General features: G+C 48.6%; 22 protein-coding genes and 1 other RNA gene. 9 read left to right on the forward strand and 14 right to left on the reverse strand.

The annotated features are described in order from the left end of the window. Nucleotides 1-78 precede the first annotated feature (78 nt). Nucleotides 79-1,044, forward strand: coding sequence for an ATP-binding protein (locus tag IPK79_01915; GenBank protein MBK8189188.1), 966 nt, complete (start codon nucleotides 79-81; stop codon nucleotides 1,042-1,044). A 3-nt stretch (nucleotides 1,045-1,047) separates the two neighbouring features. Next, entirely contained in the window at nucleotides 1,048-3,543 is a 2,496-nt protein-coding gene (locus IPK79_01920) for a S8 family peptidase (GenBank protein ID MBK8189189.1), read from the forward strand. Nucleotides 3,544-3,558: 15 nt separating this feature from the next. On the opposite strand, the gene IPK79_01925 is transcribed toward IPK79_01920, so the two are convergent. Beyond that, nucleotides 3,559-3,870 carry a hypothetical protein gene (locus IPK79_01925; protein MBK8189190.1) on the reverse strand — a complete coding sequence of 104 codons (312 nt, stop codon included), beginning with the start codon at nucleotides 3,868-3,870 and terminating at the stop codon, nucleotides 3,559-3,561. A 291-nt stretch (nucleotides 3,871-4,161) separates the two neighbouring features. Further along, the gene (locus IPK79_01930) at nucleotides 4,162-5,982 is read right to left on the reverse strand and encodes a DNA polymerase (protein MBK8189191.1); all 1,821 of its coding nucleotides are present in this window, start codon (nucleotides 5,980-5,982) and stop codon (nucleotides 4,162-4,164) included. 300 nt (nucleotides 5,983-6,282) lie between these two features. On the opposite strand from IPK79_01930, the gene IPK79_01935 reads away from it, so the two are divergent. The 4 genes from IPK79_01935 to arsB are packed head-to-tail and all read left to right on the forward strand — an operon-like array spanning nucleotide 6,283 to nucleotide 8,647. Further along, the gene (locus tag IPK79_01935; GenBank protein MBK8189192.1) at nucleotides 6,283-6,651 is read left to right on the forward strand and encodes a winged helix-turn-helix transcriptional regulator; all 369 of its coding nucleotides are present in this window, start codon (nucleotides 6,283-6,285) and stop codon (nucleotides 6,649-6,651) included. Continuing rightward, nucleotides 6,645-7,100, forward strand: a complete 456-nt coding sequence (locus tag IPK79_01940) for an arsenate reductase ArsC (GenBank protein ID MBK8189193.1) — start codon at nucleotides 6,645-6,647, stop codon at nucleotides 7,098-7,100. The genes IPK79_01935 and IPK79_01940 overlap by 7 nt, the downstream gene beginning before the upstream one ends. Beyond that, the gene (locus IPK79_01945) at nucleotides 7,101-7,568 is read left to right on the forward strand and encodes a VOC family protein (protein MBK8189194.1); all 468 of its coding nucleotides are present in this window, start codon (nucleotides 7,101-7,103) and stop codon (nucleotides 7,566-7,568) included. Between the two features lie 35 nt (nucleotides 7,569-7,603). Then, nucleotides 7,604-8,647, forward strand: a complete 1,044-nt coding sequence (gene arsB, locus IPK79_01950) for an ACR3 family arsenite efflux transporter (GenBank protein ID MBK8189195.1) — start codon at nucleotides 7,604-7,606, stop codon at nucleotides 8,645-8,647. A gap of 80 nt (nucleotides 8,648-8,727) precedes the next feature. Here the strand turns inward: arsB and IPK79_01955 are convergent, their stop codons facing one another. The 12 genes from IPK79_01955 to IPK79_02010 all read right to left on the reverse strand — a co-directional run bounded on the left by IPK79_01955 (nucleotide 8,728) and on the right by IPK79_02010 (nucleotide 17,295). After that, nucleotides 8,728-9,378, reverse strand: a complete 651-nt coding sequence (locus tag IPK79_01955; GenBank protein MBK8189196.1) for a hypothetical protein — start codon at nucleotides 9,376-9,378, stop codon at nucleotides 8,728-8,730. Nucleotides 9,379-9,388: 10 nt separating this feature from the next. Beyond that, on the reverse strand, nucleotides 9,389-10,063 hold the full coding sequence (locus tag IPK79_01960) for a peptidoglycan-binding domain-containing protein (protein ID MBK8189197.1): 675 nt from the start codon (nucleotides 10,061-10,063) through the stop codon (nucleotides 9,389-9,391). A gap of 5 nt (nucleotides 10,064-10,068) precedes the next feature. Next, nucleotides 10,069-10,461 carry an endodeoxyribonuclease gene (locus tag IPK79_01965; protein ID MBK8189198.1) on the reverse strand — a complete coding sequence of 131 codons (393 nt, stop codon included), beginning with the start codon at nucleotides 10,459-10,461 and terminating at the stop codon, nucleotides 10,069-10,071. Then, nucleotides 10,445-11,077 (reverse strand): hypothetical protein, encoded by a 633-nt coding sequence (locus IPK79_01970; protein ID MBK8189199.1) that lies wholly within the window; start codon nucleotides 11,075-11,077, stop codon nucleotides 10,445-10,447. The genes IPK79_01965 and IPK79_01970 overlap by 17 nt, the downstream gene beginning before the upstream one ends. Nucleotides 11,078-11,301: 224 nt before the next feature. After that, on the reverse strand, nucleotides 11,302-13,785 hold the full coding sequence (locus tag IPK79_01975) for a hypothetical protein (GenBank protein MBK8189200.1): 2,484 nt from the start codon (nucleotides 13,783-13,785) through the stop codon (nucleotides 11,302-11,304). 251 nt (nucleotides 13,786-14,036) lie between these two features. Then, a complete protein-coding gene (locus tag IPK79_01980) occupies nucleotides 14,037-14,405 on the reverse strand; it encodes a hypothetical protein (protein ID MBK8189201.1) in 369 nt (122 codons plus the stop codon). 106 nt (nucleotides 14,406-14,511) lie between these two features. Then, on the reverse strand, nucleotides 14,512-14,892 hold the full coding sequence (locus tag IPK79_01985; GenBank protein ID MBK8189202.1) for a hypothetical protein: 381 nt from the start codon (nucleotides 14,890-14,892) through the stop codon (nucleotides 14,512-14,514). A gap of 123 nt (nucleotides 14,893-15,015) precedes the next feature. Next, on the reverse strand, nucleotides 15,016-15,408 hold the full coding sequence (locus tag IPK79_01990) for a hypothetical protein (GenBank protein ID MBK8189203.1): 393 nt from the start codon (nucleotides 15,406-15,408) through the stop codon (nucleotides 15,016-15,018). 5 nt (nucleotides 15,409-15,413) lie between these two features. Further along, complete coding sequence (locus IPK79_01995) at nucleotides 15,414-15,728, reverse strand: hypothetical protein (protein MBK8189204.1); 315 nt, start codon at nucleotides 15,726-15,728, stop codon at nucleotides 15,414-15,416. A gap of 19 nt (nucleotides 15,729-15,747) precedes the next feature. Continuing rightward, nucleotides 15,748-15,812: hammerhead ribozyme type II (locus IPK79_02000), an RNA gene on the reverse strand. Beyond that, entirely contained in the window at nucleotides 15,811-16,290 is a 480-nt protein-coding gene (locus IPK79_02005; protein MBK8189205.1) for a hypothetical protein, read from the reverse strand. Before IPK79_02005 ends, IPK79_02000 begins: the two co-directional genes overlap by 2 nt. 87 nt (nucleotides 16,291-16,377) lie before the next feature. Then, a complete protein-coding gene (locus tag IPK79_02010) occupies nucleotides 16,378-17,295 on the reverse strand; it encodes a DUF1738 domain-containing protein (protein ID MBK8189206.1) in 918 nt (305 codons plus the stop codon). A gap of 964 nt (nucleotides 17,296-18,259) precedes the next feature. Here IPK79_02010 and IPK79_02015 point away from each other — a divergent pair. The 3 genes from IPK79_02015 to IPK79_02025 all read left to right on the forward strand — a co-directional run bounded on the left by IPK79_02015 (nucleotide 18,260) and on the right by IPK79_02025 (nucleotide 21,234). Then, on the forward strand, nucleotides 18,260-18,454 hold the full coding sequence (locus IPK79_02015) for a hypothetical protein (GenBank protein MBK8189207.1): 195 nt from the start codon (nucleotides 18,260-18,262) through the stop codon (nucleotides 18,452-18,454). Between the two features lie 232 nt (nucleotides 18,455-18,686). Then, the gene (locus IPK79_02020; GenBank protein ID MBK8189208.1) at nucleotides 18,687-20,258 is read left to right on the forward strand and encodes a phage tail protein; all 1,572 of its coding nucleotides are present in this window, start codon (nucleotides 18,687-18,689) and stop codon (nucleotides 20,256-20,258) included. Nucleotides 20,259-20,448: 190 nt separating this feature from the next. Beyond that, on the forward strand, nucleotides 20,449-21,234 hold the full coding sequence (locus tag IPK79_02025) for a hypothetical protein (protein MBK8189209.1): 786 nt from the start codon (nucleotides 20,449-20,451) through the stop codon (nucleotides 21,232-21,234). The last annotated feature ends 2 nt before the right edge of the window (nucleotides 21,235-21,236 follow it).

Here is a 21,236-nt window from a genome sequence, read left to right on the forward strand (position 1 = left end):
CAGTTTCATTCAGTGACTGAGAATAACAGCATGAAAGGATATATACTAGATGATAAGTCTTAATGCGGAGGTACTACTATGGCTACCGCAGATCAGTTAAAAGCACTGATTAAATCCCATTTTGAGCAGGATGCTGAACGGTTTGTCACCCTTGCGTTTCAGGTTGCTGCCCATGAAGCACGTCAAGGGCATTCGGCACTTGCACGGGATATTAAATCTATCATTGACAAGTCTAAGGAAAGCTCTCTCCGAGTTATTCCTTTCAAAAAAGATGTTACCGAATTAGTTACTCCTGAAAGTACTAATAACAGGTTAGCCGATTTAATTATTGAAAAGCCGGTTAAGCAAAAAATAGAAAGAATCTTAAAGGAATACAGAGAGCAGGAAAAACTAAAAAAACATGGCTTGGATCATAGAAGAAAAATTCTAATCGCGGGGCCTCCTGGTACTGGAAAAACGATGACTGCTTCGATTATTGCGTCTGAGCTTCATCTGCCATTTTATACAATCCAGATGGACAAGCTCGTTACAAAATTTATGGGTGAAACCAGTAGCAAACTCAGGCAGATATTTGACACAATTAAAGAGCATAAAGGTGTTTATTTGTTTGATGAGTTTGATGCTATTGGGGCAGAACGCACGAATGATAACGAAGTGGGTGAAATGAGAAGAGTCTTAAATTCCTTCTTGCAATTCATCGAACAGGATAAATCGGACAGTTTTGTTATTTCTGCTACCAATAACCCTGCTTCATTAGATCAAGCTCTTTTCAGGCGATTTGATGATGTCCTTCATTACAAACTGCCCTCCCAAGAAGAAGCGGGACGTTTAATTGAAAATCAATTAGGCTCATTCAAAGGTAATTTCAACATTTCCGTATTGACTCAGGAAGTAAACGGACTTAGCCATTCTGAAATTACTCTGGCTTGTCAGGATGCCATCAAGGAAACCATTTTGAGCGACAAAACGAAAGTCACAAAGCCTCTTTTACTTGCTTGCTTAAGAGATCGGCTTTCTGCCTATGGGAAAAAATCGAAGGAATAGGTAATGGCCACTACTCAATTTCCGCATCTCTTCGTTCACGGGGGGATAGAAAACTTCAATTACAGGGCACCTCAAGCCCGTGGAAGCTCTAACATTCCTAGCAGACCCAACAGAGAAGAGCATGGGACACGTCTGCAAAGACAGCTTGAAGATGCCTGGACAAGAGCAAGAGAAAACAGCGAAACCAGAACAGCGGCATCATTGCCGACAAAAGATGGGGTGTATATAGAGTTCGTTGGTCAGTCTGGCTATGACCTTGTGACAAAAAGTTTAGAAGCAAGAAACTCTGGAATCAGGCTGTTAAACGTTAAAAAAGTCAAACCTCCAAATTCAGAAGAAATTTTCTCAGCAACGGTTTATATTCCTGCGGGTAAAGAATCACATTTTTTGAATAAAATTCAGGCATATTTGACCGGCCCACTTTCAGAGACAACAAACCAGCCAAAAAATGCAAACTTGGTTAATAGTATTGAAGATATCAGGTTGGCTCTGGTTGAGGCTTTTTGGCAGGATCTCCCCGATCTTATGCCACAAAGAGAGCCGGTATGGTGTGAGGTATGGTTGCGAACAAACGCCGAACCTTTGGACGAATTCCGGGAACTTTGCGGCCAACTTGGTATTGAATACCGTGATGGAGAGCTTCGTTTTCCAGAAAGAGCCGTTGTCCTTATAAAGGCCCACTATCAAAACCTTGTTGAGCTAATTGCAGCAAGCTCTAACATCGCTGAATTTCGTCTGGCAAAAGAAACCGCCCGCTTCTGGATGGAGCTTTCCAATACGGATCAAACGCGATGGACAACGGATTTGCTCTCACGCTTAAATGTAGAGGCCAATCCCTCTGTGTCCGTTTGTCTTATCGATACCGGCGTTAATAACGGCCATCCTCTTTTGGAACCGGTTATCAGCGATGAAGATTGCTACACCGTTAATGCGAGTTGGGGGACATCCGACTCTAGCCAAGACGGTCATGGAACCTTGATGGCTGGTTTGGCAATATACGGAAATCTTCAAAGTGCTTTGGAAAGCAGGGAAACGGTTTCTATCCGTCATAAAGTCGAATCTTCCAAATTATTACCAAGGCCCGGAAATGATAACGATAAACAGCTTTATGGCCTTTTGACCCAACAGGCTATTAGCTTGCCGGAGATTAACACCCCTGATATTTCAAGAATTGCCTGTCTTGCCGTTACATCTGAGGATGATCGTGACAAAGGACGGCCTTCGTCATGGTCTGCTGCGATTGACGAGGTTTCATCTGGGGCAGAGGATGACTATCGCCGCTTATTTGTACTTTCTTCAGGCAACATACAATCTGATGTTGATTGGAGAAATTATCCCAATAGCAACGAGACGAATGCAGTTCATGATCCAGGACAGTCCTGGAACGCCTTAACTGTTGGAGCTTATACGGAAAAAACGGTAATCAATTCTGCTGAAAGAAATCAATATACTTCCATTGCGCGACAAGGGGATTTGTCACCATTTAGCACAACGTCGTTATCGTGGGAAACATCCAAGTGGCCCGTCAAGCCGGAAATCATTATGGAGGGTGGAAACTTAGCCCAAGACGCTACAGGCTTTTGTACGGTTATGGATGATTTGTCTCTTCTTTCAACTTCGCATCAGCATACAGAGAGGCAGTTTGATATTATTTACGCCACAAGTGCGGCAGCCGCTCAGGCATCATGGTTGGCTGCACAGATTCAAACGGAATATCCTGGTGCTTGGCCTGAGACTGTTCGAGCATTGTTAGTCCATTCAGCTAACTGGCCCCAGCCATTATTTGACCGGTATGTCATAAATAATACCAAGACTGAGTACGCTAACCTTATTAGAATTGCCGGGTACGGGGTTCCAGACATGCGAAAAGCACTGTCTTGCTCAACGAATTTTCTTACGTTGATTGCACAACAAACAATCCAGCCGTTTGATCGGCATGAAACTGAATCCAGCCGTTATAGAACCAAAGATATGCACCTTTATGAGCTGCCTTGGCCGAAAGATGCTTTAAGAAGTATTCCTGGTGAAACGCCAGTACAACTTAGGATTACGCTGTCATACTTTATTGAGCCTGGGCCAGGGGAAATAGGCTGGAAGGATAAATATCGATATCCTTCTTTTGGTTTGCGATTTGACTTAAAAACGCCTGAAGAGAATAAAGATGAGTTTGTCCGCCGATTAAATGTGGCTGCAAGAGAAGAGGGGGAAACGCCGGAAACCACCAGTGGAAGCCAACGTTGGCTGATCGGAAGTAGAGCCAGGGACAAAGGTTCTATTCATTCGGATATCTGGCGAGGAACTGCGGCTCAAATTAGTGAATGCAACTTGGTTGGAATCTATCCCGTTATTGGGTGGTGGAGAGAACGAGCTTATCTTGAAAAATGGAATAAAACGGCACGGTATTCTTTGATTATTTCACTCGAAACACCCCAGCAGGAAGTCGATATTTATACGCCGGTTGCGGTGAGTATAGGTATTCCTGTTCAAATTACAACATAGTTGCAGGAAGCTCTATTAGTTTCCTTTGTATCGGTCATCAGTCCCAAGGGCATTGAGTTCATAGGTCAAGAGAAACAGGATGTCGCACCCAGCGTGAGCTAGGTGGCTCAGGCCGGATTCCGGGTCTTTATCTTCGCCTTGCATCCAAGCAAACAGATGGCGGAGGATAGCTCCTAACAGCCGAGACCAAGCCATGCCTTTGCGCCAGTTGTGGCGTCCGTATTTCTCTGCCCCGAAGGCTAGGACTTTGGCGATCTCAGTCAAGGCTTCAGGAGGCAACAATTCCAGGGGAACCTTGCCAGTGTCATACTTGAGTCCTTCGCTCATGGGTATTGCGTTCCACCCTCTTCAATGTCGAGAAATCGAAGGTCTTTATAGGCATGAACTTCCTTGTGGCAGTTGCTGCACAGGAGGTGGCAGCGTTTGGCCTCGGCCAATATCTTGTCCCAGGTCATATCCGTCAAAACAGCGGCATTGAGAGGTAATTGCTTGTCTTCGGCGCTTCGGTGATGAAATACCATCACTTGGGGATGGAAGGCCCGTTGGCACCGTTCACAGATGCCACCTTTTTCAGCAATCAGCTTGGCGCGTAACAGGTGCCGTTTGAAATTCCGGTCTTCAGTGTGTTTGCGCCCAGGTTTTCCCGATCCGGTATTCCCCGGTGATGGGGCACCGGAGGTTGAAGTGTTCTCCGGCACGCTCGAAGCACCGGACGGCGATTTTTCCGATTTCATCCGCAAATTCCTCTTTGATTTGTAACTGAATCTCGTCGTGAATATGCGCTACCTGCGCCCAGTCCCGGCCCCAGACATAGCCCCGGCTGGTCAACTCCTCGTGCAGGAAAACCGTGCCTTGCTTGACGATCAGAGCGCCCGCCGATTGCAGCAGGGTATTGAGCGCCGCATGCTGGGAGCGCACATGCAGCAGGCGACCATCCAGGCCCTTGAGGGTGCCCTTGGTCTGAACCTTTTCGGTAATCTCTTCTTTCAGGCGGCGAAGTGCCGGTGTCTTTCTCAGAAACTTGGTCTTGAGGCGTTTGCCAATATCAGCCCCCTTGCTCATAATTGCCCCGATGCGGGCATCTCCAGCCCCATACAGAAAGGCGTAGATGAACCGCTTGGCGACAATGTTGCGAATCCAGTTGTGATGAGGCAAGTTTTTGTTAAAGACCGTACTGGCAGCCACCAGCCCCAGGCTTTTGGCATTGCGCCAGTGAATATCGCCTTCCGCTACTTCCTTGGCAAAGCCCCCCTTGTCGTACCGGGCCAGATAATGCCCCAAGCAACGAAGCTCCAGGCCACTGGCATCCACGCCGACTAACTTGAATCCAGGAGGCACAGTGAACAGGCTCCGGCATTCCTCACCGTAGGGAATTCCCTTGGCAGGGACTTGGGCCATGTTCGGGTTCTTGTGGGTACAACGGCCTGTCACGGCCCCGTTGGTGATAACCTCGCCATGAATCCAACCGCTTTGCTGTTTCTTGAGCCAGGCTTGGGGGCCTTCGGCCAGTTGTGCGATCCGGTTCTGGATCATCAGATACTCGGAGAGCAACTTGGCTTCGGGCCAGTCAAGACTATCCAGAATGGCTTCATCAATCTTGGGCTTGCCGTCCTCGGTGTATTCACGGGGCACCCAGTCCCGTTGGACTTGCAGACGGAAGGCAATCTGATCCCGGCTGTTGGGATTGAAGGCCGTCCGCTTGATTTTGTTGGTCAGGACACCTTTTTGATACCCGAATTTGGAGTTGTTGGTCTTTGGAACGAATGGAATATGCTCTTCCCAAGGTGGGAAGCATTGTTGTAGTTCTTCGACCAACTCGTCCCGTTTTTGACGAAGCTTGGCATACAGTTTTTCCGCCGCCTGGATATCGAAACAAAAGCCATGCTGTTCCTGTTTGAAGAGAATATGAGCAAAGTCATGCTCCAGTTTAATGGCCTGTTCGCTGTACCGCTTTGATTCCAGCTTCTGCCAGAGCCGGTAGGTCACCCGAACGTCTTGTTCGCAATACCGTTGCATCTCCTCAGACCATTGCTCCCACGGCCCCCGAAAACTGTCTTTTTGGGTATCCAGACGATGCCCCCAAGCTTCCAAGGCATGCTTGCCAATCATCTTGGTGGGAAAATCCGGGCGCTTGTGGCGATAGGAAAAATCCCGATCCTTGAGGTTGGCGTAGATCAGGCGGCTCATTACCAGGGTGTCCCGGATGGTGCCCTTGGGTTGGAAAGCGGGATAGAGCTTCTGAATCACCGGCAGGTCAAACTTGATGATGTTGTGACCAACGATGAGATCCGCTTCCTGCAATAGAGAAAGGCCCGCTTCGATTTGAAACGGGCCGAAACTGTGAATGGCTTGCGTGTCTATGTCCAGCAGGACGAGACAGTGGATGGTGGTATAGGTTTCCAGGAAGCCATCCGTCTCCACATCAAAGATGTAGCGCATGTCAGGCTAGTAGCGTCTTTTTCTTTTTTGAACGTTTCCCCAACCCTTGCGCCCGGCAGTCCGGGCAATAACGTGAGCGGGGCGGTTCTTTGGCATTGTGGCGGTCTATGTCAAGGAATGCCCGGTTACAGGCTTTGTTCTTGCAGAAATGGATGACATAGGGGCGGTTTTCAGGTGTCTTAGCGTTATAAGGATGACGCATGGCAAGACTCCTGTTGGTTTTCAGGGTAGGACTTTACAAATCCAAAAAGATGGATAATAATTCGATATATGGCGAATTAAAGTAATGAGGTTTAACCCTTGCGCGAATTCATGAATGTCGTTAAAGCTCTGGCTGAAGAGAACCGGGTTCGCATCTTGTGTTTGCTTCAAGATCAAGACTTGTGCGTTTGCCAGATTATTGAAGTGCTAGAACTGGCCCCTTCGACGGTGAGTAAACACCTCTCTATCCTGCATCAGGCCCGTTTGATTGATTCCGAGAAAAAAGGTCGCTGGGTATATTACTCGCTGGCTTGCGGTGATGCGCCTTCGGAAGTTTGCGCGGCTTGCCAGTGGATTTTTGAATCCCTATCAGGCGAACCCAAGATCAAAACCGATGCCAAAAAACTAAAACAGGTCATGAAACTCGACCCGGAAGAATTATGCAAAGTGCAGGCAGGAAGATGTTAGACAATAAATTGAAAATCTTATTTCTCTGTACCGGAAACTCCTGCCGAAGCCAAATGGCTGAAGGTTGGGCACGGCACCTTAAAGGGGATGTACTGGATGTCTATTCCGCCGGTATTGAAACTCATGGTTTAAACCCGTCTGCCGTTCAAGTCATGCGTGAGGCCGGGGTTGATATTTCCGGCCATCAATCCAAGCATGTGGATGAACTGAAGGATATTCCCTTTGATTCGGTAGTTACTGTCTGTGATAGTGCCAGCGAGAGTTGTCCATTATTTCCGGGCAAAACCAAGGTGGTTCATCAAGGATTTGATGATCCTCCCAAGCTGGCCAAAGGATTATCTGGGGAAGATGCCTTGAACATTTACCGTCGGGTTCGGGATGACATCCGAAAGTTTGTTGAAACCCTGCCCCAAAGCCTGAATCTAGGCAACAAAGAAAGGAATGGTTAAATGATGAACAGTCGCGTCCATATCAATATTCCAGTATCGGACTTAGAACAATCCATTGCGTTTTACAGCAAGCTCTTTGATGTTAAACCCAGTAAGCAAAAGTCCGACTATGCCAATTTCCGGCTGGAAAGCCCGGCGTTGCATTTGGCCCTGGTACTTCGTTCTGATTACACCGGCAAAGATCCCGCCTTTGATTTTGATCAGCATTTTGGTATCGAACTCTTTGACCAAGAGACCTTAAGCACATGGAAAGAACGGGTAAAGACCGCCGGTATTCTACCTCATCTGGAAGAGGAAAACGTGACGTGCTGCTATGCGGTTGCCAACAAATTCTGGTTACAAGACCCGGATAGAAACGAGTGGGAATTCTGGGTTCGTACCGATGATGAAGGAGAGACCCTATATAGCTCTTCTACCGGCAGTGAGAGTGCTTGTTGCGCTCCTGCCGAAACCAGTTGTTGCGCCTAAAAGCTGAGGAATTTGCCCCGATGAATGATGCTCCAATTTGCCGGTTATCTTTTCTGGATCGATATCTGACCCTCTGGATATTTTCGGCAATGGCCTTGGGTGTCGGCATCGGGGTAATCTCCCCCAATGTGGAAAGCTTTTGGAATCAATTCCAAGTTGGAACCACCAATATTCCCATTGCCATTGGGTTAATTCTGATGATGTATCCGCCTTTGGCTAAGGTGAAATATGAAGAGTTAGGCAGGGTCTTCAAAGATTGGAAAATCCTAAGCGTATCGCTTATTCAAAACTGGGTCATTGGCCCTATTCTGATGTTTTTGTTGGCTATCACATTCCTATCAAACCAGCCGGAATATATGGTGGGCCTGATTATGATTGGTCTTGCCCGGTGCATTGCAATGGTGATTGTCTGGAATGACTTGGCCAAGGGTGATCCCGAATATGCTGCTGGGCTGGTGGCCTTGAATAGTGTTTTCCAGGTGCTATTTTACAGCGTGTATGCGTGGTTCTTTATCACTTGGCTTCCACCCAAAATTGGCTTGGATGGGGCATTGGTAGATATCAGTATGGGACAAATCGCTGAAAGTGTTTTTATCTACCTGGGCATTCCCTTTATTGCCGGAATGATCACTCGCTTTACTTTGGTAAAGGCGAAGGGCAAGGCTTGGTATCAAGAGCGCTTTATTCCCAGAATTAGCCCGATAACACTGATTGCCTTGCTGTTTACCATTGTGGTCATGTTCAGCCTCAAAGGAAATCTGATCGTCCAGATCCCGTTAGATGTGGTTCAAATCGCCATTCCGCTCTTGATTTATTTTGTCGTTATGTTCCTGGTGACATTCTGGATGGCTTACAAGCTGGGAGCCGATTATTCTAAGTCCGCGTCGTTGTCTTTCACGGCAGCAGGAAACAATTTTGAGTTGGCCATCGCTGTTGCGGTTGGCGTATTCGGTATTCATTCCGGGGCTGCTTTTGCGGCGGTTATTGGCCCCTTGGTTGAAGTCCCTGCTCTTATCGGCTTGGTCAATGTGGCATTTTGGATTCAAAAACGCTGGTATCCTCAATCTGTTTCATCATAGCCAAAATAAAAATACCCGGCAGCGGAAAGGGAGACCACTGCCGGGCGGAATAGGCTAGGAGTAACAGTGTGGTGTTGGGGTTAAAAGAATTGTGGCAATAAGCGTTTGACGTGTTTGAGATACGTGCTCATCTTGTGCATGGATTTTGCTTTGAATTGGTCTTTGGAATTGCAGCCAAGGTCTGTAATTTTTCCGCTCAGGACATCCACCGTGCTGTAGACGTTGTACCAGTTTTTAACATTAGGCCGCGACTTATCCGGTACTTTCAGAAATTGCCTGACCAGGGCTTTTAAGGGGGGTGAACCGAGTGCCGAACCGATAGTAATCAGCGTTGGTTTACTCGCTTTTGGAAAATTTTTAATGGTTTCATACGCCACAATGCTTCCCAGGCTGAAACCAATGACAAGGGCTTTTGGATTTTCCTGCAAGGTATTGACGAAACGATTCATAATCTTTTTGCGGATACCAGGAACCACAAAGTACATCAGAATATCGTCCGCATAGTCCTGAATATAATTGGCGGCAAAGCCCGCTACCGGCGTTGCATAATAAGATGCTGCTAATCGTGCAGCCAGTACCAGGATTTTATTGGCCCAGTTGTCTTCCATCAGGTCTTCATAGTTGAATTCGATGATGTCACTTTTGGGCACACCCAGAATTTGCGCGGCTTTCATCTCAGCCGACCATCCGGGATTGTAATTACCAATCCCGTGAATCAAGATTATTTTCATTGTTTCCCCCTCAGTCGTATCGCAGCAAAGTCGTCCATGTTTTTGGGCCGACAATGCCGTCATCCATTAACTTGTGGTGTTGCTGAAAAGACTGAACGGCCCGCCGAGTCTGGGGGCCGAAAACGCCATCTACGTCAATTTTGGAAAAGCGGTTTAACTTGGCTTGCAGGGTTTTGACCAAAGGCCCCTTGGCTCCTTCACGCAACACCGAGTAAACCAAGGGGCGCTGGGCCGCCGCTTTCTCAATGGCTTCCGGTGAATTCTGAGTGCGGTTTCGGTTCCAGGTGGCCACATCAAAGCAAGGGCAATCCCGACCTGGAGTGACATCCCGATGGCCGACTGTTTTGGCTTGAGGGAACTGGTCTTCGAGTTCAGTGACCAGCTTTTCGAGCGTGACCCATTGGGCTGCCGTATAGTTTTCCTCTGTGGTCTTGCCGTCTTTGGCAACACCGCCCACCACGCAAATACCAATGCTTCGGTCATTCACACCGTAGGCATGTGCGCCGATTTCATTCAGTTCCCGGCCATGTTCTATGGTGCCGTCACGCCGAATGACAAAGTGATAGCCAATCTTGAACCAGCCCTTGGCCCGGTGCCAGCGGTCGATTTCCTTGGCCCCGATATCCATTGAGGCAGGCGTTGCCGAACAATGAATGACAATAAAATCGGTGCGTTGTCGTTGCATGGCAATTAGTCCTTTTTAAATTGGGGCAAACGTTTATATGGCTCTTGGAGCCAAGAGCCGGGGATATGCAGTGCGGCATAGCGAAATCCGAAAAGCTCACACCAATGGGCATACGTGGTGCTGGATTTGTTTCCGATCAATCGATTTGGATCAGCAAACACAAAGCGGATATCCAGCTCTGGATATTGGGCCTGAATTAACCGGTGTTTCTTACGATCCGTTGAAGTAAATTCACCCTTGAGTTCAACAATGATCCCGTTGGAAAGTACGATGTCCGGGACATAACGGCGTTTTGGTTGGTAGGGAACGGCAAACGGCTCCAATAAAAAAGCGGCCTTTTTAGCCGCCAGTTCCTGTTGAATCCTCTGTTCAAAGCTTTGGTTAAAAGTCGGAATCATCCGGCGCTTCATCTTCATCCGGGGTAACGGTGCTGTCATAGCCGTCTTCCATACCGAAGCCGAATTGGCTGGCGGTGGGGCCGTTGTACTCCACCAGATCCACAATCTGAACTGCCTTCAAACGCAGCTTGACGCCTGCGCCTACCAAGTCCGTAAAATAGGGGACAACCTCGGCACATATTTTCATCCGAGTGCCGGTGCCGATGCGTACATCCGGCGAAACGGCTTGTCCCTTGGCGTCAAAAATGGCCAGCTTGATATGAAATGGTTCAGCCCCGTTGCGCGGTTTAATCTTGGCCTTGGCTTTAAAGTTGAATCGAACGTGGCCGGTCTCTTCACCCGCTTCATTGGTAACGAGGGCGTAAGGGGGCTGGGCCGGATGCACTTTGTCCGCTTTGGCCGGATTGTCCGCCAGGGCTTTTTCCAGCGACGCTTTCAGTGCTTCGTCAATGATGTCGATCAGTTCCTGGGCTTCCGCCTTGGGGATGATCAACGTCACCCGGTATTCTCCATCCGGGTCAAAGCGGGTATGAGGCCGAAGCAGAAAAGGATATCGAGCCACCCCCACCGGCGTCGTGATCTGCGGATGCTTGGGCTTGGGTTGTGTTGTAGACATGGCCCGTTACCTAGTCCGCAAGTCCCACAAACAGGGAACGGCTAAAGGTTGAAGCTGGGGTTCATGCCCGATGATGATCTCTTCCAGGGGAAGAAGAATTGCATCCGGCAATTCGAGCCAGTTTTTGATCACAGGTGAGTTCATAAGGGCCTCCGTTTCTGTTTTTTATCTCTCTAAAGGGCAACCTGTTTCAGAAGCTGAATCATTATCAGAATCTGATAGTGTTAGGCAAAGAAAAACGCGCTTTGCTTCACCATCTCCAGATCCAGGGTGCCTTTGGGGGGCACCGGCGGGAGTTTTTCAGCATTTTTCTCTGACAAGAGTTCCAAGAGTTCCGTTCGGAAGTTGGACAACACATCGTCCTGGTACATCCGAACAAACACTTCCCGGATACAGCAGGCCGAGACCTCCGTATCCGCCGCAAGTGTTCCGTAGCTGTCATGCACCAGTGAAAAGGCTTGAATCCCATATTCACTAGCCAGATTCACATAGAGGTGCAAAGCCGCCGCGTCCATTGAATGGACAAAGTTGGGGCTGATCCCATTGGATTGACGGCGCTTGTCGATGCTATCAAGGTGTTCCTGGATGGTGAGGTACACGTTGCGAATCAGGTTTCCGGCCAGTTTTGTTTTGATGCGACGTGAACGGACATCCCGGTAAGCCTGTTGGACATGGAAACCGGAGGGTGTCATCCAGTTCACCGGCAAGCCTTCTTTGGCAGCCAATGATGCCGCTTTTCGGAGCCAGTCCATGACATTGCGGGCAGCAATGACCACTTCGCCAATACTGTCCCAGACAATACCAGCCAGAAAATCGGATGCTTCAAAAATCCGATCCCGTTCGCCTTGCTGAAACGGGTTGTCCCGATCTTTCAGCAGTTGGCGAAGTTCATCTTCAATGTATTGGCGGCAGGCATGACGGGTGCCACCGTAAGGGAGGATCATGACAGGGCGCTTGGTCATGGTTCGAGTAATGCCCAATGACAACCAGGTTTCGGCTAGATCACTTTTGTCATGGGGATATTCAAGAATCCCGGCCAGTTTTGCAGCAGTCACATCCGCCACCCGTTGATAAATATCCTGGGGCTGTTCGGATGGAATCAGGTTGACGGCTAGCCCACCGGTTTCATCCCGGAGCATGGCTGAAAAGTGCTGCAAGCCGTTACAACTGCCGTCGAGCGATACCGGGAGATGAGAGACAAAGCCATAACCTTCTCGGAGATATCCGGCCCACTCAAAGCAAAAGGCCAGAAACTGCCAAGGTTTGTCGGCTTGAGTCCATTCGGTATGTTCAAAGGGACTCTCAGCAATAGCCAGGATGGTGGGCTTCAAGGTATCGATAAAGCGGACGCGCTCTTCCAAGCTCACCTTGTCATATCCATACACATTGGCCCCATGAATGGCCAGCCAGTTAGCCGCCGTTTCATTGCCAATGGGTTTCCCTTCGGCAAAGGTCAAGAGGGCTTTCGCCACGTCCGGGCCTTGTGGGTTCAAGAAGTGAGGCACCGCATACACCCGGCCCCGAAAATCCAGGCAGTGCGGAAAGTAAATGCGCGATTCTTCCCGGAATTTATTGGCGAGATAAATCACCTTGCTGACCAATAACCGTTTGGAACGGTTGATGACATTGGCGTCATAGATACTGGCCGCTTCACGTTTCCAGTCTTTGAAGACCGCCTGTTGCTCCAGTGTCATGGCCTTGGGTTTCAGTTCTACCGGAAAGGGACAGACACGAGGCTTTCGATCATCCTGGCATGGCAAGTCCCCGATTTCAAGATTGGTTTCCCAAACAGTTTCCAGGACTTCCAACACGGGTTGGTTAATTTTCCAGGCCGTTTTCTGAATCCGATTGATGGCTTCATACACCAGCGGCATTTCCACATTACGCAATTCATCGAGATACGCGCCGTTATATGTTTTGACCAGTTGCAACCGCCCTGCCATCGCCCCGGTATAGCCGCCGTCAAAGGGCGTTGTCCAATCTCTGGGTTCCACCACCATCGGGAAATAGGTGGGAGCCAGGAGTTCGCAGCGGGTATTTTCAATATCCAACCAGGTCAGGGTTTTGGGTGTGGCGGTAACAAAATATTGGGTCTTTTTTTTGCCGCTCCGTACCTCGATACTTTCCACCAAACCCGTGGCCTGACTGAACAGATCGATGAGCGACTTGCCCAGTTGTACTTTGTCTGCCGTTGTCCAGGCTTCCCACGTCAAACCCGCTTTGCTCATGGAATGCACTAGCACCGTGCGCTTGTATTCATACGAGGATTTCACTTTGACTCGGTTATACACCGCGTTGTAATAGTCCGCCTTCTCGGTGTCATAGAAACGGAAGCGGGCCTCATCCTCAATGAGTTGACCGACATGGAAAGCAGCATGGGTGAGGCTTTGCCGCCGGGTCACACTGTTGAGGAGTGACTTTGCTGTGAGAAAGGCAATGACTTCCGGCTCTAACAGAGTCATGTGCCGATAGGCGATTGGCTTGGGGCCTTTATTGGAACAGATCGTTTTGTAATAGGCTTCGATGGCTTCCACCATCGGATCAATGGCTCCTTTCAATAAATGGAGTCCTGCCTTGGTGGATGTTTCCAGTTGGCTTTCCGCCGCCTTGGAACGTTGATTGCGGTAGCGTGTCACTGTCATGCCCAGCATCTCGGTTTCCAGGTTGAGTTGCTGATCTTCTTTGGCGTTTGCGTATTGTGCTTTCATGGTGTTGCTCCCTTCTTGATCGCTTGGGGGGTTGCTAACCGTCACCGGGGCAAGCCGTTCTTGTGCCCAATAGCGCAACCTATTTCAGAAGCTGAATCATTATCAGAATCTGATATAGTTGAGAGCAAAAAAACGGGCATAGCCCGGTCAGAGAGCGGCTTCTCGCCGAAAAACCTCTCTAACCGGGTTCTACCCGTTATGACAGCGTTTTAAACCTATTTACAGGCTGAAAGTGCTTATTTTATTGTGTTTCAGCCTTTTTTGACTGATTTTTCCCGTAAAATGCCCAAAATCGTCTCTTTAAGCTCTTTCCCCTTGTGCGTCAAAAAGACATTCTTGAAGATGCGGCTTTCCGGGTCTTCCTGGGTGTAAAGCACTTCATACCCTTGATGATATTCTCTGCCGTCGTATCGTTCAGCGGCCAGCGTGTTGACCTGCCGGGACGTTTTCAAAGCATTCCAGTCCATGCGTTCCCCCAGTTCAGTCAGGGGGTAGTCTTCCTTGGTACAGACCAACAGGTATAAGATGGCCTGTTCCAAAGAAACCTTGGGGGATAGTTCCTTGGAAAGCGCTTCCAGGCTCTGGATCAGCTTGTTAATCTCTGGTTCCGGCATGGTCAAAAGGCCCTCCATAAACGATGTCAGAAAATGATATTATATCAGCACTATACCCAGAATCCGTGAATGGTAAACCGCCCCCTGAAATGGGGGAATTAGCTATTAAAGCCTACTTTTTTGCCTTGCCTGGAGGTTTGACCTGCTCTTGCCCCTTAAGGATTTTCAGTAATTGCTCTTGGATTTCTTTCCCTTTGGCCGTCAATAGGGCATTTTTATAGGCGCGGTTGATAGTATCCGCTTCAGTATAGACCACGTTATACCCCTCATTCGCCTTGCCACCGGCAAAGCGTCGGTCTCCTAATGCGCTGACTTTGCGGGAAGTATCAACAGTGTCCAACCCAAGCTCATTGCCCAGTTCCGTTAAAGGGTACTCTTCCTTTAGGCAGATATGCAGGAAAATCAGGGTATCGAATAAGGATATTTTGGGCGACAAGTCCTCGATTAAAACCTCGAAACACTTGATCATCTTGGAAATTTCAGGTTTATACATAGCAGGTTCATCTTCCAACTTTGTTTAACTGTCTTACAAAGTTTAACACTTTCTGACATCTTGAGAAAGGGAAAAATTCCCTCAAAGCAGGGAGTCTCTAAACTCCCTGGGAGAAGGAACGCTTTAATACTCCTCCGGTAATAATATGACCGTTTGGTTTTTAGGATCATAGTCTCCAGGGCTTTCATTGATGGCCCAGAATTTCAGGTTTTCCTTGAGATCGGTATAGTCGATGACCTGCCGGATCAAGACCTCCTCCCCTTCGGCCAGGGCGTCCCTGATTTCCTGCTTCATAGTGAAAAGCGCCGTTTTGTCTGGGTTGACCTCCACGGTGATGATCAGGAAGTAATCAATCCCTTTGCGCTTGGCTAGCGTGGGAACATACGAGGCTACGGCATCCAGTACCCAAAAGCACCGGTGCTGTTCACAGAAATTCATGACCCCACTGGTAGCGATCCAGTTTTTGACAAAGGGGCTGAAACGGTAATAAGTATCGGCTTCATAAGTTACAGGCATGGTTGTTACTCCTCCAAATAAATCGGGTTGACTTCATAACGTTCGGGAATGCGGGTGACAGACTTTGCCAGTTCTACCCACACGGTGTGTTGATAGGTGTCCTTGCAGTCTTCATATTGCCGCTGTTTGGAAAACACCCATCCCACAATGACAGTGGAGCCGTCTTTCAAATCCCGGTACATTTTGGAAACGCACCGGCCATATTCCCTTTGAAGGAACTTGAACAGTTCCCCGATATTGTCCGTAAATGTTTCGGTATGGAACGGCTCCGATATGTAATGGTTTCTTGTTTCGTTGACATGGGTTTCTATGACATACACGGTTGTTACTCCTCTTGTTATCAGGCTGTCTCATCAGTAGCGGTAGCCTATCCCCGCCAGACCCGCATAAAGCGGGTTTCGACTAGAGGGACATGCACCGTTCAGACAATGCCTTTTCAAGCACCTTGTCTTTTTTGTACTGGGCTTGGAACCAGTCATAGAACATATCCAAGCCAAGCACTTTTTTAGGAAGCTTCATGGCTTCAATCCCGGTTGCTTCCCGTGCCAGTTGCAAGCCGTCTAGCCATTCATCCGGGTGGCCGTCACTGCTAACGCCAGCATCCGGGCAAAAATGCTCTAGGATACAGAGGCAGGCCACAACCGCCATATCGTAGGGCTTCCGGGCTGTCTTACAGAAATTGAAATTCAGGTTTAAGGCCAGAAAGAAATCCTCATGGGCATCCTCCCCAAGGCCATTGAATAAGAGAGAATCCTTTGATTTCTTTTTGGGAATCTCCAGGGTTTTCTTTTCCCGTTCCACCACCAAACGCATGTGCTTGATGGCTTGAATGAATTTCTTTTCGTTTAGGTTTTCACTTTTCCAGTAATGCGTATAACCCATTGTTTGTTACTCCTTTTTTCATTGACTCAACAGGAGGGGTTTCCCTCCCTTCAATCCCCGATGCTGGAGACTGAAGGGAGGGAGCCGCTAGGCGGCCTCCTCCAATGCTTCCGGTTTATCTAGTTCCCCGGCGGCTTTGAGAATGAATTGATGGGCCTTGCTGGCCTCGGTAGCGGCTTTGAATATCGCCTTTTTGTCGTTCTTCAGAACCCGCAACCATGACGCAATGTAGGAATCATGTTGAACGTTGCCTTCAAGCCCCAGATCGGCAAACAGGAACGCCGATCCCATTTCTGCGATCAGTTCCTCAAAGGCGTATGACTCATCCCCAAAGCGTCCCTTAAATTCCCGCTCAAGCCGGGAATGATGGCCCGTCCAGTGCGTCATTTCATGGAACAAGGTGCAATAGTAATCCCCGCCGGTTTTGAACCGTTCCTTTTTGGGCATGTTGATGAAATCGAATGAGGGGGAATAGCAAGCCCGAACGCCTGCCGCTTCAAAGCGAAGATCAACCTTATTGGCTTGGATGATCCCCTCAATGCGTTGGATATCCTCCCATGCCTGTTCAGGAGTTTTGATATCCGGTTTTTGAATTTCAATGCCTTCGCACTGTTCAACGTTGAACACGTTAAAGCATTTCAGAAATGGAATGCGCTTCACATTGTTGGGATCGCCTTCTTTGGGATCGGCCACGTCGGTAAAATTCCAGTAAACTACCGAGGTGGATTTTTCGCCTTTTTTGACCGATCCCCCCATTTCTGAAGCCTGTTTGTAGGTCAACCAGCCGTTAGAACCGTATCCCTTTTCCTCTTTTGTCATCCAAAGGATCGGAACGTTGATCCCGCTATAGCAACGGTTCATTTTGGCGTTATGCGGCAAGCCTGCATGGCCACCGTACCGGGCTTGATCCCAAGGGCATTTCCAGGGCCGTACCCCTTGTTCCAGGGAGACAATGATCTTGTCGGTGATCTCCTGATAGAGATCGCGTTTTGGCTTAGTTGTCATGGTGCTACTCCTATCGATTAACATTGTTTTAGTGTTTAACTTTGTTATAGTCTTTGAGAAACAAAAAGCCCATTTCTGGACTTATCAATGTTTAAGTCTATAACTTTGTTAAACTCATGAAAACCGATAAAATGATTTTCGTCAACCCCTCATGTAAAATATTTTTTTCAACAACGATGTTTTTGAGAGCTACAAAAAGCAATTCCACCGCATAACCAACCGATACAAAATAACCATTGCCCTTTGTATTGGGCCGTCACCCAAAAAGGTGATCCCCGTGTTGAACATCGCCGCTCAAGATAAATTTCTCCCACCAGTGGGATACAGATATAAACATCTCTCATCATAGGATCGCTACTCCATGATTAGCCTGATACCGTCTGTTACCCTGTATATCGGCATTATGCCCATTTCCTTTAATGTTTAAACGTCTAAAACCCTTGTCTGTAGAGACTTGTAGCAAAAATAGATCAAACAATAGATAAGGGAAAGGCAAGTGAAATAAAAAAGCAGGGTGATCCAGGCTATCAATAGCTTGATTCAGTCTGTTAGTGAGGAGAAAGTGAGGAATTGTTAGTTAGGGCTTAGGACTATCGATCCTGTAAAGGCTTTAGGGATAAGGGTTTCAGGAACAAGGCGTCTAGCCTAGAGAGCATAGTGTTTCCTATTGGGCTAGCGTTCATGGGGGCTATGGGGGGGCGGAGCGGGTTTCATACCACGATATAGGCTTTCACAAATCTCTGTCAATTATTTCCCCGGTCATTTTCGCTGGGTGTTGCTTTGTAAAAGCGGTGACCGTGGGTGCGCTGTTTTTGCTTCGCGGAGTTCTGTTTTAGTTCAAGAGCATGCAGTGGAAAAGCTATCTTATCTCTAAATTAACTTCTGTATTCATGCTTTTTTGGCTTTTCCTACAGGGCCACCTATTTCAGATGCTGATATAAGTTGCCCTGTAGGAGGAAAAGCGATGCAAGAAAATAATTTTCCATTGATCCCCAAGCTACTCCTCGATGAACTGAACCAACGATACCCAGAGCGGTATCCTGAAATGGAATGGTCAGATCGAGAGGTTTGGCTCAAAGCCGGGGAACGTCGCGTGGTTCGCTTCCTCAATGAGATGTATAAGCGACAGACCGAAAACATTCTGGAGGGGCCACTCTGATGTGTAGTTCAAAGCCTAAAGTTCCCAAGATCCAGCCGGTCAAGGCACCGGAATTACCACCGCCTCCTCCACCGCCTGAACCCACCCCGGAAGCACCGGTACTTAATGATCCTAACCGCAAGCGTAAGGATGACAGAAACGCCCGCCGATCCGGGACGCGCACTCTTCGTATTGATCTCTCCATTCCTGGTTCCGCCACTGGCATCAATATTCCGAATTAACGATAGCCATTATGAATATTGAATCCGTTGGGTCTGCTGAAGCCCGCTATCGTGAGCTTGAGCCAAAACGGAGTGTCTACCTGGAACGGGCGAGAGAAGTTTCAAAACTCACTATTCCCAGCCTGATTCCCCCTTCTGGTCAGACCGATACAATGCGCCTGGAAACCCCGTTTCAAGGTGTCGGCGCACGAGGGGTTAATAACCTTGCGTCCAAACTGCTCTTGGCGTTGTTACCGCCAAACAGCCCTTTCTTTCGTTTAAAAATCGATGACTTCACCCTGGGCCAACTCCAGAATACAGACCCGGCCCTGAAGACTGAATTGGAATCCGGTCTGTCCCGTATTGAACAGGCCGTGATGACAGAGATTGAAACCTCGGCAGACCGGGTGGCCGTTTTTGAAGTCCTCAAGCATTTGCTTGTTGCCGGGAATGTCCTGATGGATATGTCCCGTGACGATGGCATGCGGGTCTTTCACCTGGATCGCTATGTAGTCCAGCGTGACCCGATGGGACACGTTCTGGAAATCGTCATTCATGAAACCCTGGCTCCAGTGGCCTTACCTGACAATATTCGGAAACTGATTACGGATCGGATGGACAGTTCTGAAAAGACCGTCAATCTCTACACATGGATCAAGCGGACGGACAAACAATGGACAATTTCCCAGGAAGTCAAAGGAATCGTGATTCCCGAATCCAAGGGAACGTATCCATTGGATCGTTGTCCGTTTATTGCGCTTCGTGGAAACCGTATTGATGGCGAGGATTACGGGCGTGGGTATGTCGAGGAATACCTTGGCGATCTTAAATCTTTGGAAGGCTTGTCCCGTGCCATTGTAGAAGGTTCCGCTGCTGCGGCCAAAGTCTTGTTCCTGATCAATCCCAACGGGACTACCCGTGCCAAGACATTGGCAGAATCACCGAACGGTGCTATCCGGGAAGGCAATGCCGAAGATGTCACCGTTCTCCAACTGCAAAAGTTTAACGATTTCCGTATTGCGTATGAACAGATGGGACGCATTGAGGAAAGGCTTAGTTATGCCTTTCTTCTAAACTCCTCTATCCAGCGCAATGCCGAAAGGGTCACTGCTGAAGAAGTCCGCTTCATGGCGCGTGAACTTGAAGACGCATTGGGTGGACTGTATTCCATTCTGGCCCAGGAATTTCAGTTGCCGTATGTGCGGCGGAAAATCCACCAGATGGAAAAGGTCAAAAAGCTCCCGTCTCTGCCCAGGGATTCGATTAAACCGATGATTATCACTGGCCTAGAGGCGCTGGGACGGGGGCATGACCTGAATAAACTCGATGTCTTTATCACTGGATTGGCCAACACGCTGGGGCCGGAGATATTGGCCCAATACATGAACCTTGATGACTACATTGCCCGCCGGGCCACCGCTATCGGAATTGATACCAAGGGTCTGATTAAGACCAAAGAAGAAATCGCGGCGGCGCAACAAGCTGCCCAACAGCAAACCATGCTTAGCCAGTTTGGGCCGGAAGTCGTCCGGCAGGTTGGCGGTGTCGTTCAGAAAGGAGTATCCAATGTCCCTCAACAGCCCCCAAAGCAATCCACCCAGTGAGGTGAATACAACCGTCGTTTCCGATGAGGCATCGATCTTAGAACCTGAAAACGTGATGTCCATCCAGAGAACAGTCGTTGCCGAGGCTAACGCCGTTCTGGCGTCCAACCGGAAACGTGATCCTGTCGTCACCCTGATGCCTGACGGCACCCAAAGAATAGATTTTTAACCAATAGGAGATGCAACCAATATGGAACGCATTGAAATCAAGAGTCAACCTACTGGGCCGGATGCACCGGTTGAAGTGATACCGGATATTGAAACGGCAACAGCGGAAAGTACCAGCTCGGAAGTTAGAGCCGAAGAACGCCCATCCTGGCTGCCGGAAAAATTCAATTCACCGGAAGACCTGGCCAAAGCTTATGGGGAACTGGAAAAACAGTTTACTCATAAAGCTCAAACGGCAGAAACTGCAAAAACTGACGAAACGAAAACCGATGCTCCGAAAGCGGATGATGCGGTCAATAAGCTTGTAGAAAATGCCGGACTAAACATGACCGATTTATCGGCAGAATACGATCAATCTGGCCAACTCAGTGATGACAGTTACGAGAAACTGGCCAAGGCCGGAGTTAGCCGGGAATACGTCGATGGCTATATCCGGGGACAAGAGGCCTTAGCGGTTCAATATCAAAGCGAAGTCTTCGACATTGCCGGAGGCCAACATGGTTACACCGAGATGATCCAATGGGCTGCCAAGAATTTATCCACCGATGAAATCAATGCGTTCAACACCAGTGTCAATAGTGGCAACCTGGAACAAGCCAAGTTGAGTGTCCAAGGCATGATGTCTCGATATACGACTTCCGAAGGCAATGAACCCAGACTGGTCAAAGGCGTTGCCACCGGGGATGCTACAGCCGTCTTCCGCTCCACTGCGGAACTGGTCAGCGCCATGAAAGATCCCAAATACAAAAACGATCCGGCTTACCGTCAGGATGTTATCGATAAGCTGGGGCGGTCGAGCATCTTTTAAAA

Source organism: Vampirovibrionales bacterium (assembly GCA_016712355.1).
In the GTDB taxonomy this organism is placed as follows: domain Bacteria; phylum Cyanobacteriota; class Vampirovibrionia; order Vampirovibrionales; family Vampirovibrionaceae; genus JADJRF01.

Coding starts and splice junctions, on each gene's coding strand:
- IPK79_01940 (MBK8189193.1), top strand. CDS start 6,645: ATGTTAGACAATAAATTGAAAATCTTATTTCTCTGTACCGGAAACTCC.
- IPK79_02005 (MBK8189205.1), bottom strand. CDS start 16,290: ATGGGTTATACGCATTACTGGAAAAGTGAAAACCTAAACGAAAAGAAA.
- IPK79_02010 (MBK8189206.1), bottom strand. CDS start 17,295: ATGACAACTAAGCCAAAACGCGATCTCTATCAGGAGATCACCGACAAG.
- IPK79_01975 (MBK8189200.1), bottom strand. CDS start 13,785: ATGAAAGCACAATACGCAAACGCCAAAGAAGATCAGCAACTCAACCTG.
- IPK79_01965 (MBK8189198.1), bottom strand. CDS start 10,461: ATGATTCCGACTTTTAACCAAAGCTTTGAACAGAGGATTCAACAGGAA.
- IPK79_02015 (MBK8189207.1), top strand. CDS start 18,260: ATGCAAGAAAATAATTTTCCATTGATCCCCAAGCTACTCCTCGATGAA.
- IPK79_01930 (MBK8189191.1), bottom strand. CDS start 5,982: ATGCGCTACATCTTTGATGTGGAGACGGATGGCTTCCTGGAAACCTAT.
- IPK79_01920 (MBK8189189.1), top strand. CDS start 1,048: ATGGCCACTACTCAATTTCCGCATCTCTTCGTTCACGGGGGGATAGAA.
- IPK79_01945 (MBK8189194.1), top strand. CDS start 7,101: ATGATGAACAGTCGCGTCCATATCAATATTCCAGTATCGGACTTAGAA.
- IPK79_01915 (MBK8189188.1), top strand. CDS start 79: ATGGCTACCGCAGATCAGTTAAAAGCACTGATTAAATCCCATTTTGAG.
- IPK79_01970 (MBK8189199.1), bottom strand. CDS start 11,077: ATGTCTACAACACAACCCAAGCCCAAGCATCCGCAGATCACGACGCCG.
- IPK79_01960 (MBK8189197.1), bottom strand. CDS start 10,063: ATGCAACGACAACGCACCGATTTTATTGTCATTCATTGTTCGGCAACG.
- IPK79_02020 (MBK8189208.1), top strand. CDS start 18,687: ATGAATATTGAATCCGTTGGGTCTGCTGAAGCCCGCTATCGTGAGCTT.
- IPK79_01985 (MBK8189202.1), bottom strand. CDS start 14,892: ATGTATAAACCTGAAATTTCCAAGATGATCAAGTGTTTCGAGGTTTTA.
- IPK79_01925 (MBK8189190.1), bottom strand. CDS start 3,870: ATGAGCGAAGGACTCAAGTATGACACTGGCAAGGTTCCCCTGGAATTG.
- IPK79_01990 (MBK8189203.1), bottom strand. CDS start 15,408: ATGCCTGTAACTTATGAAGCCGATACTTATTACCGTTTCAGCCCCTTT.
- IPK79_02025 (MBK8189209.1), top strand. CDS start 20,449: ATGGAACGCATTGAAATCAAGAGTCAACCTACTGGGCCGGATGCACCG.
- IPK79_01955 (MBK8189196.1), bottom strand. CDS start 9,378: ATGAAAATAATCTTGATTCACGGGATTGGTAATTACAATCCCGGATGG.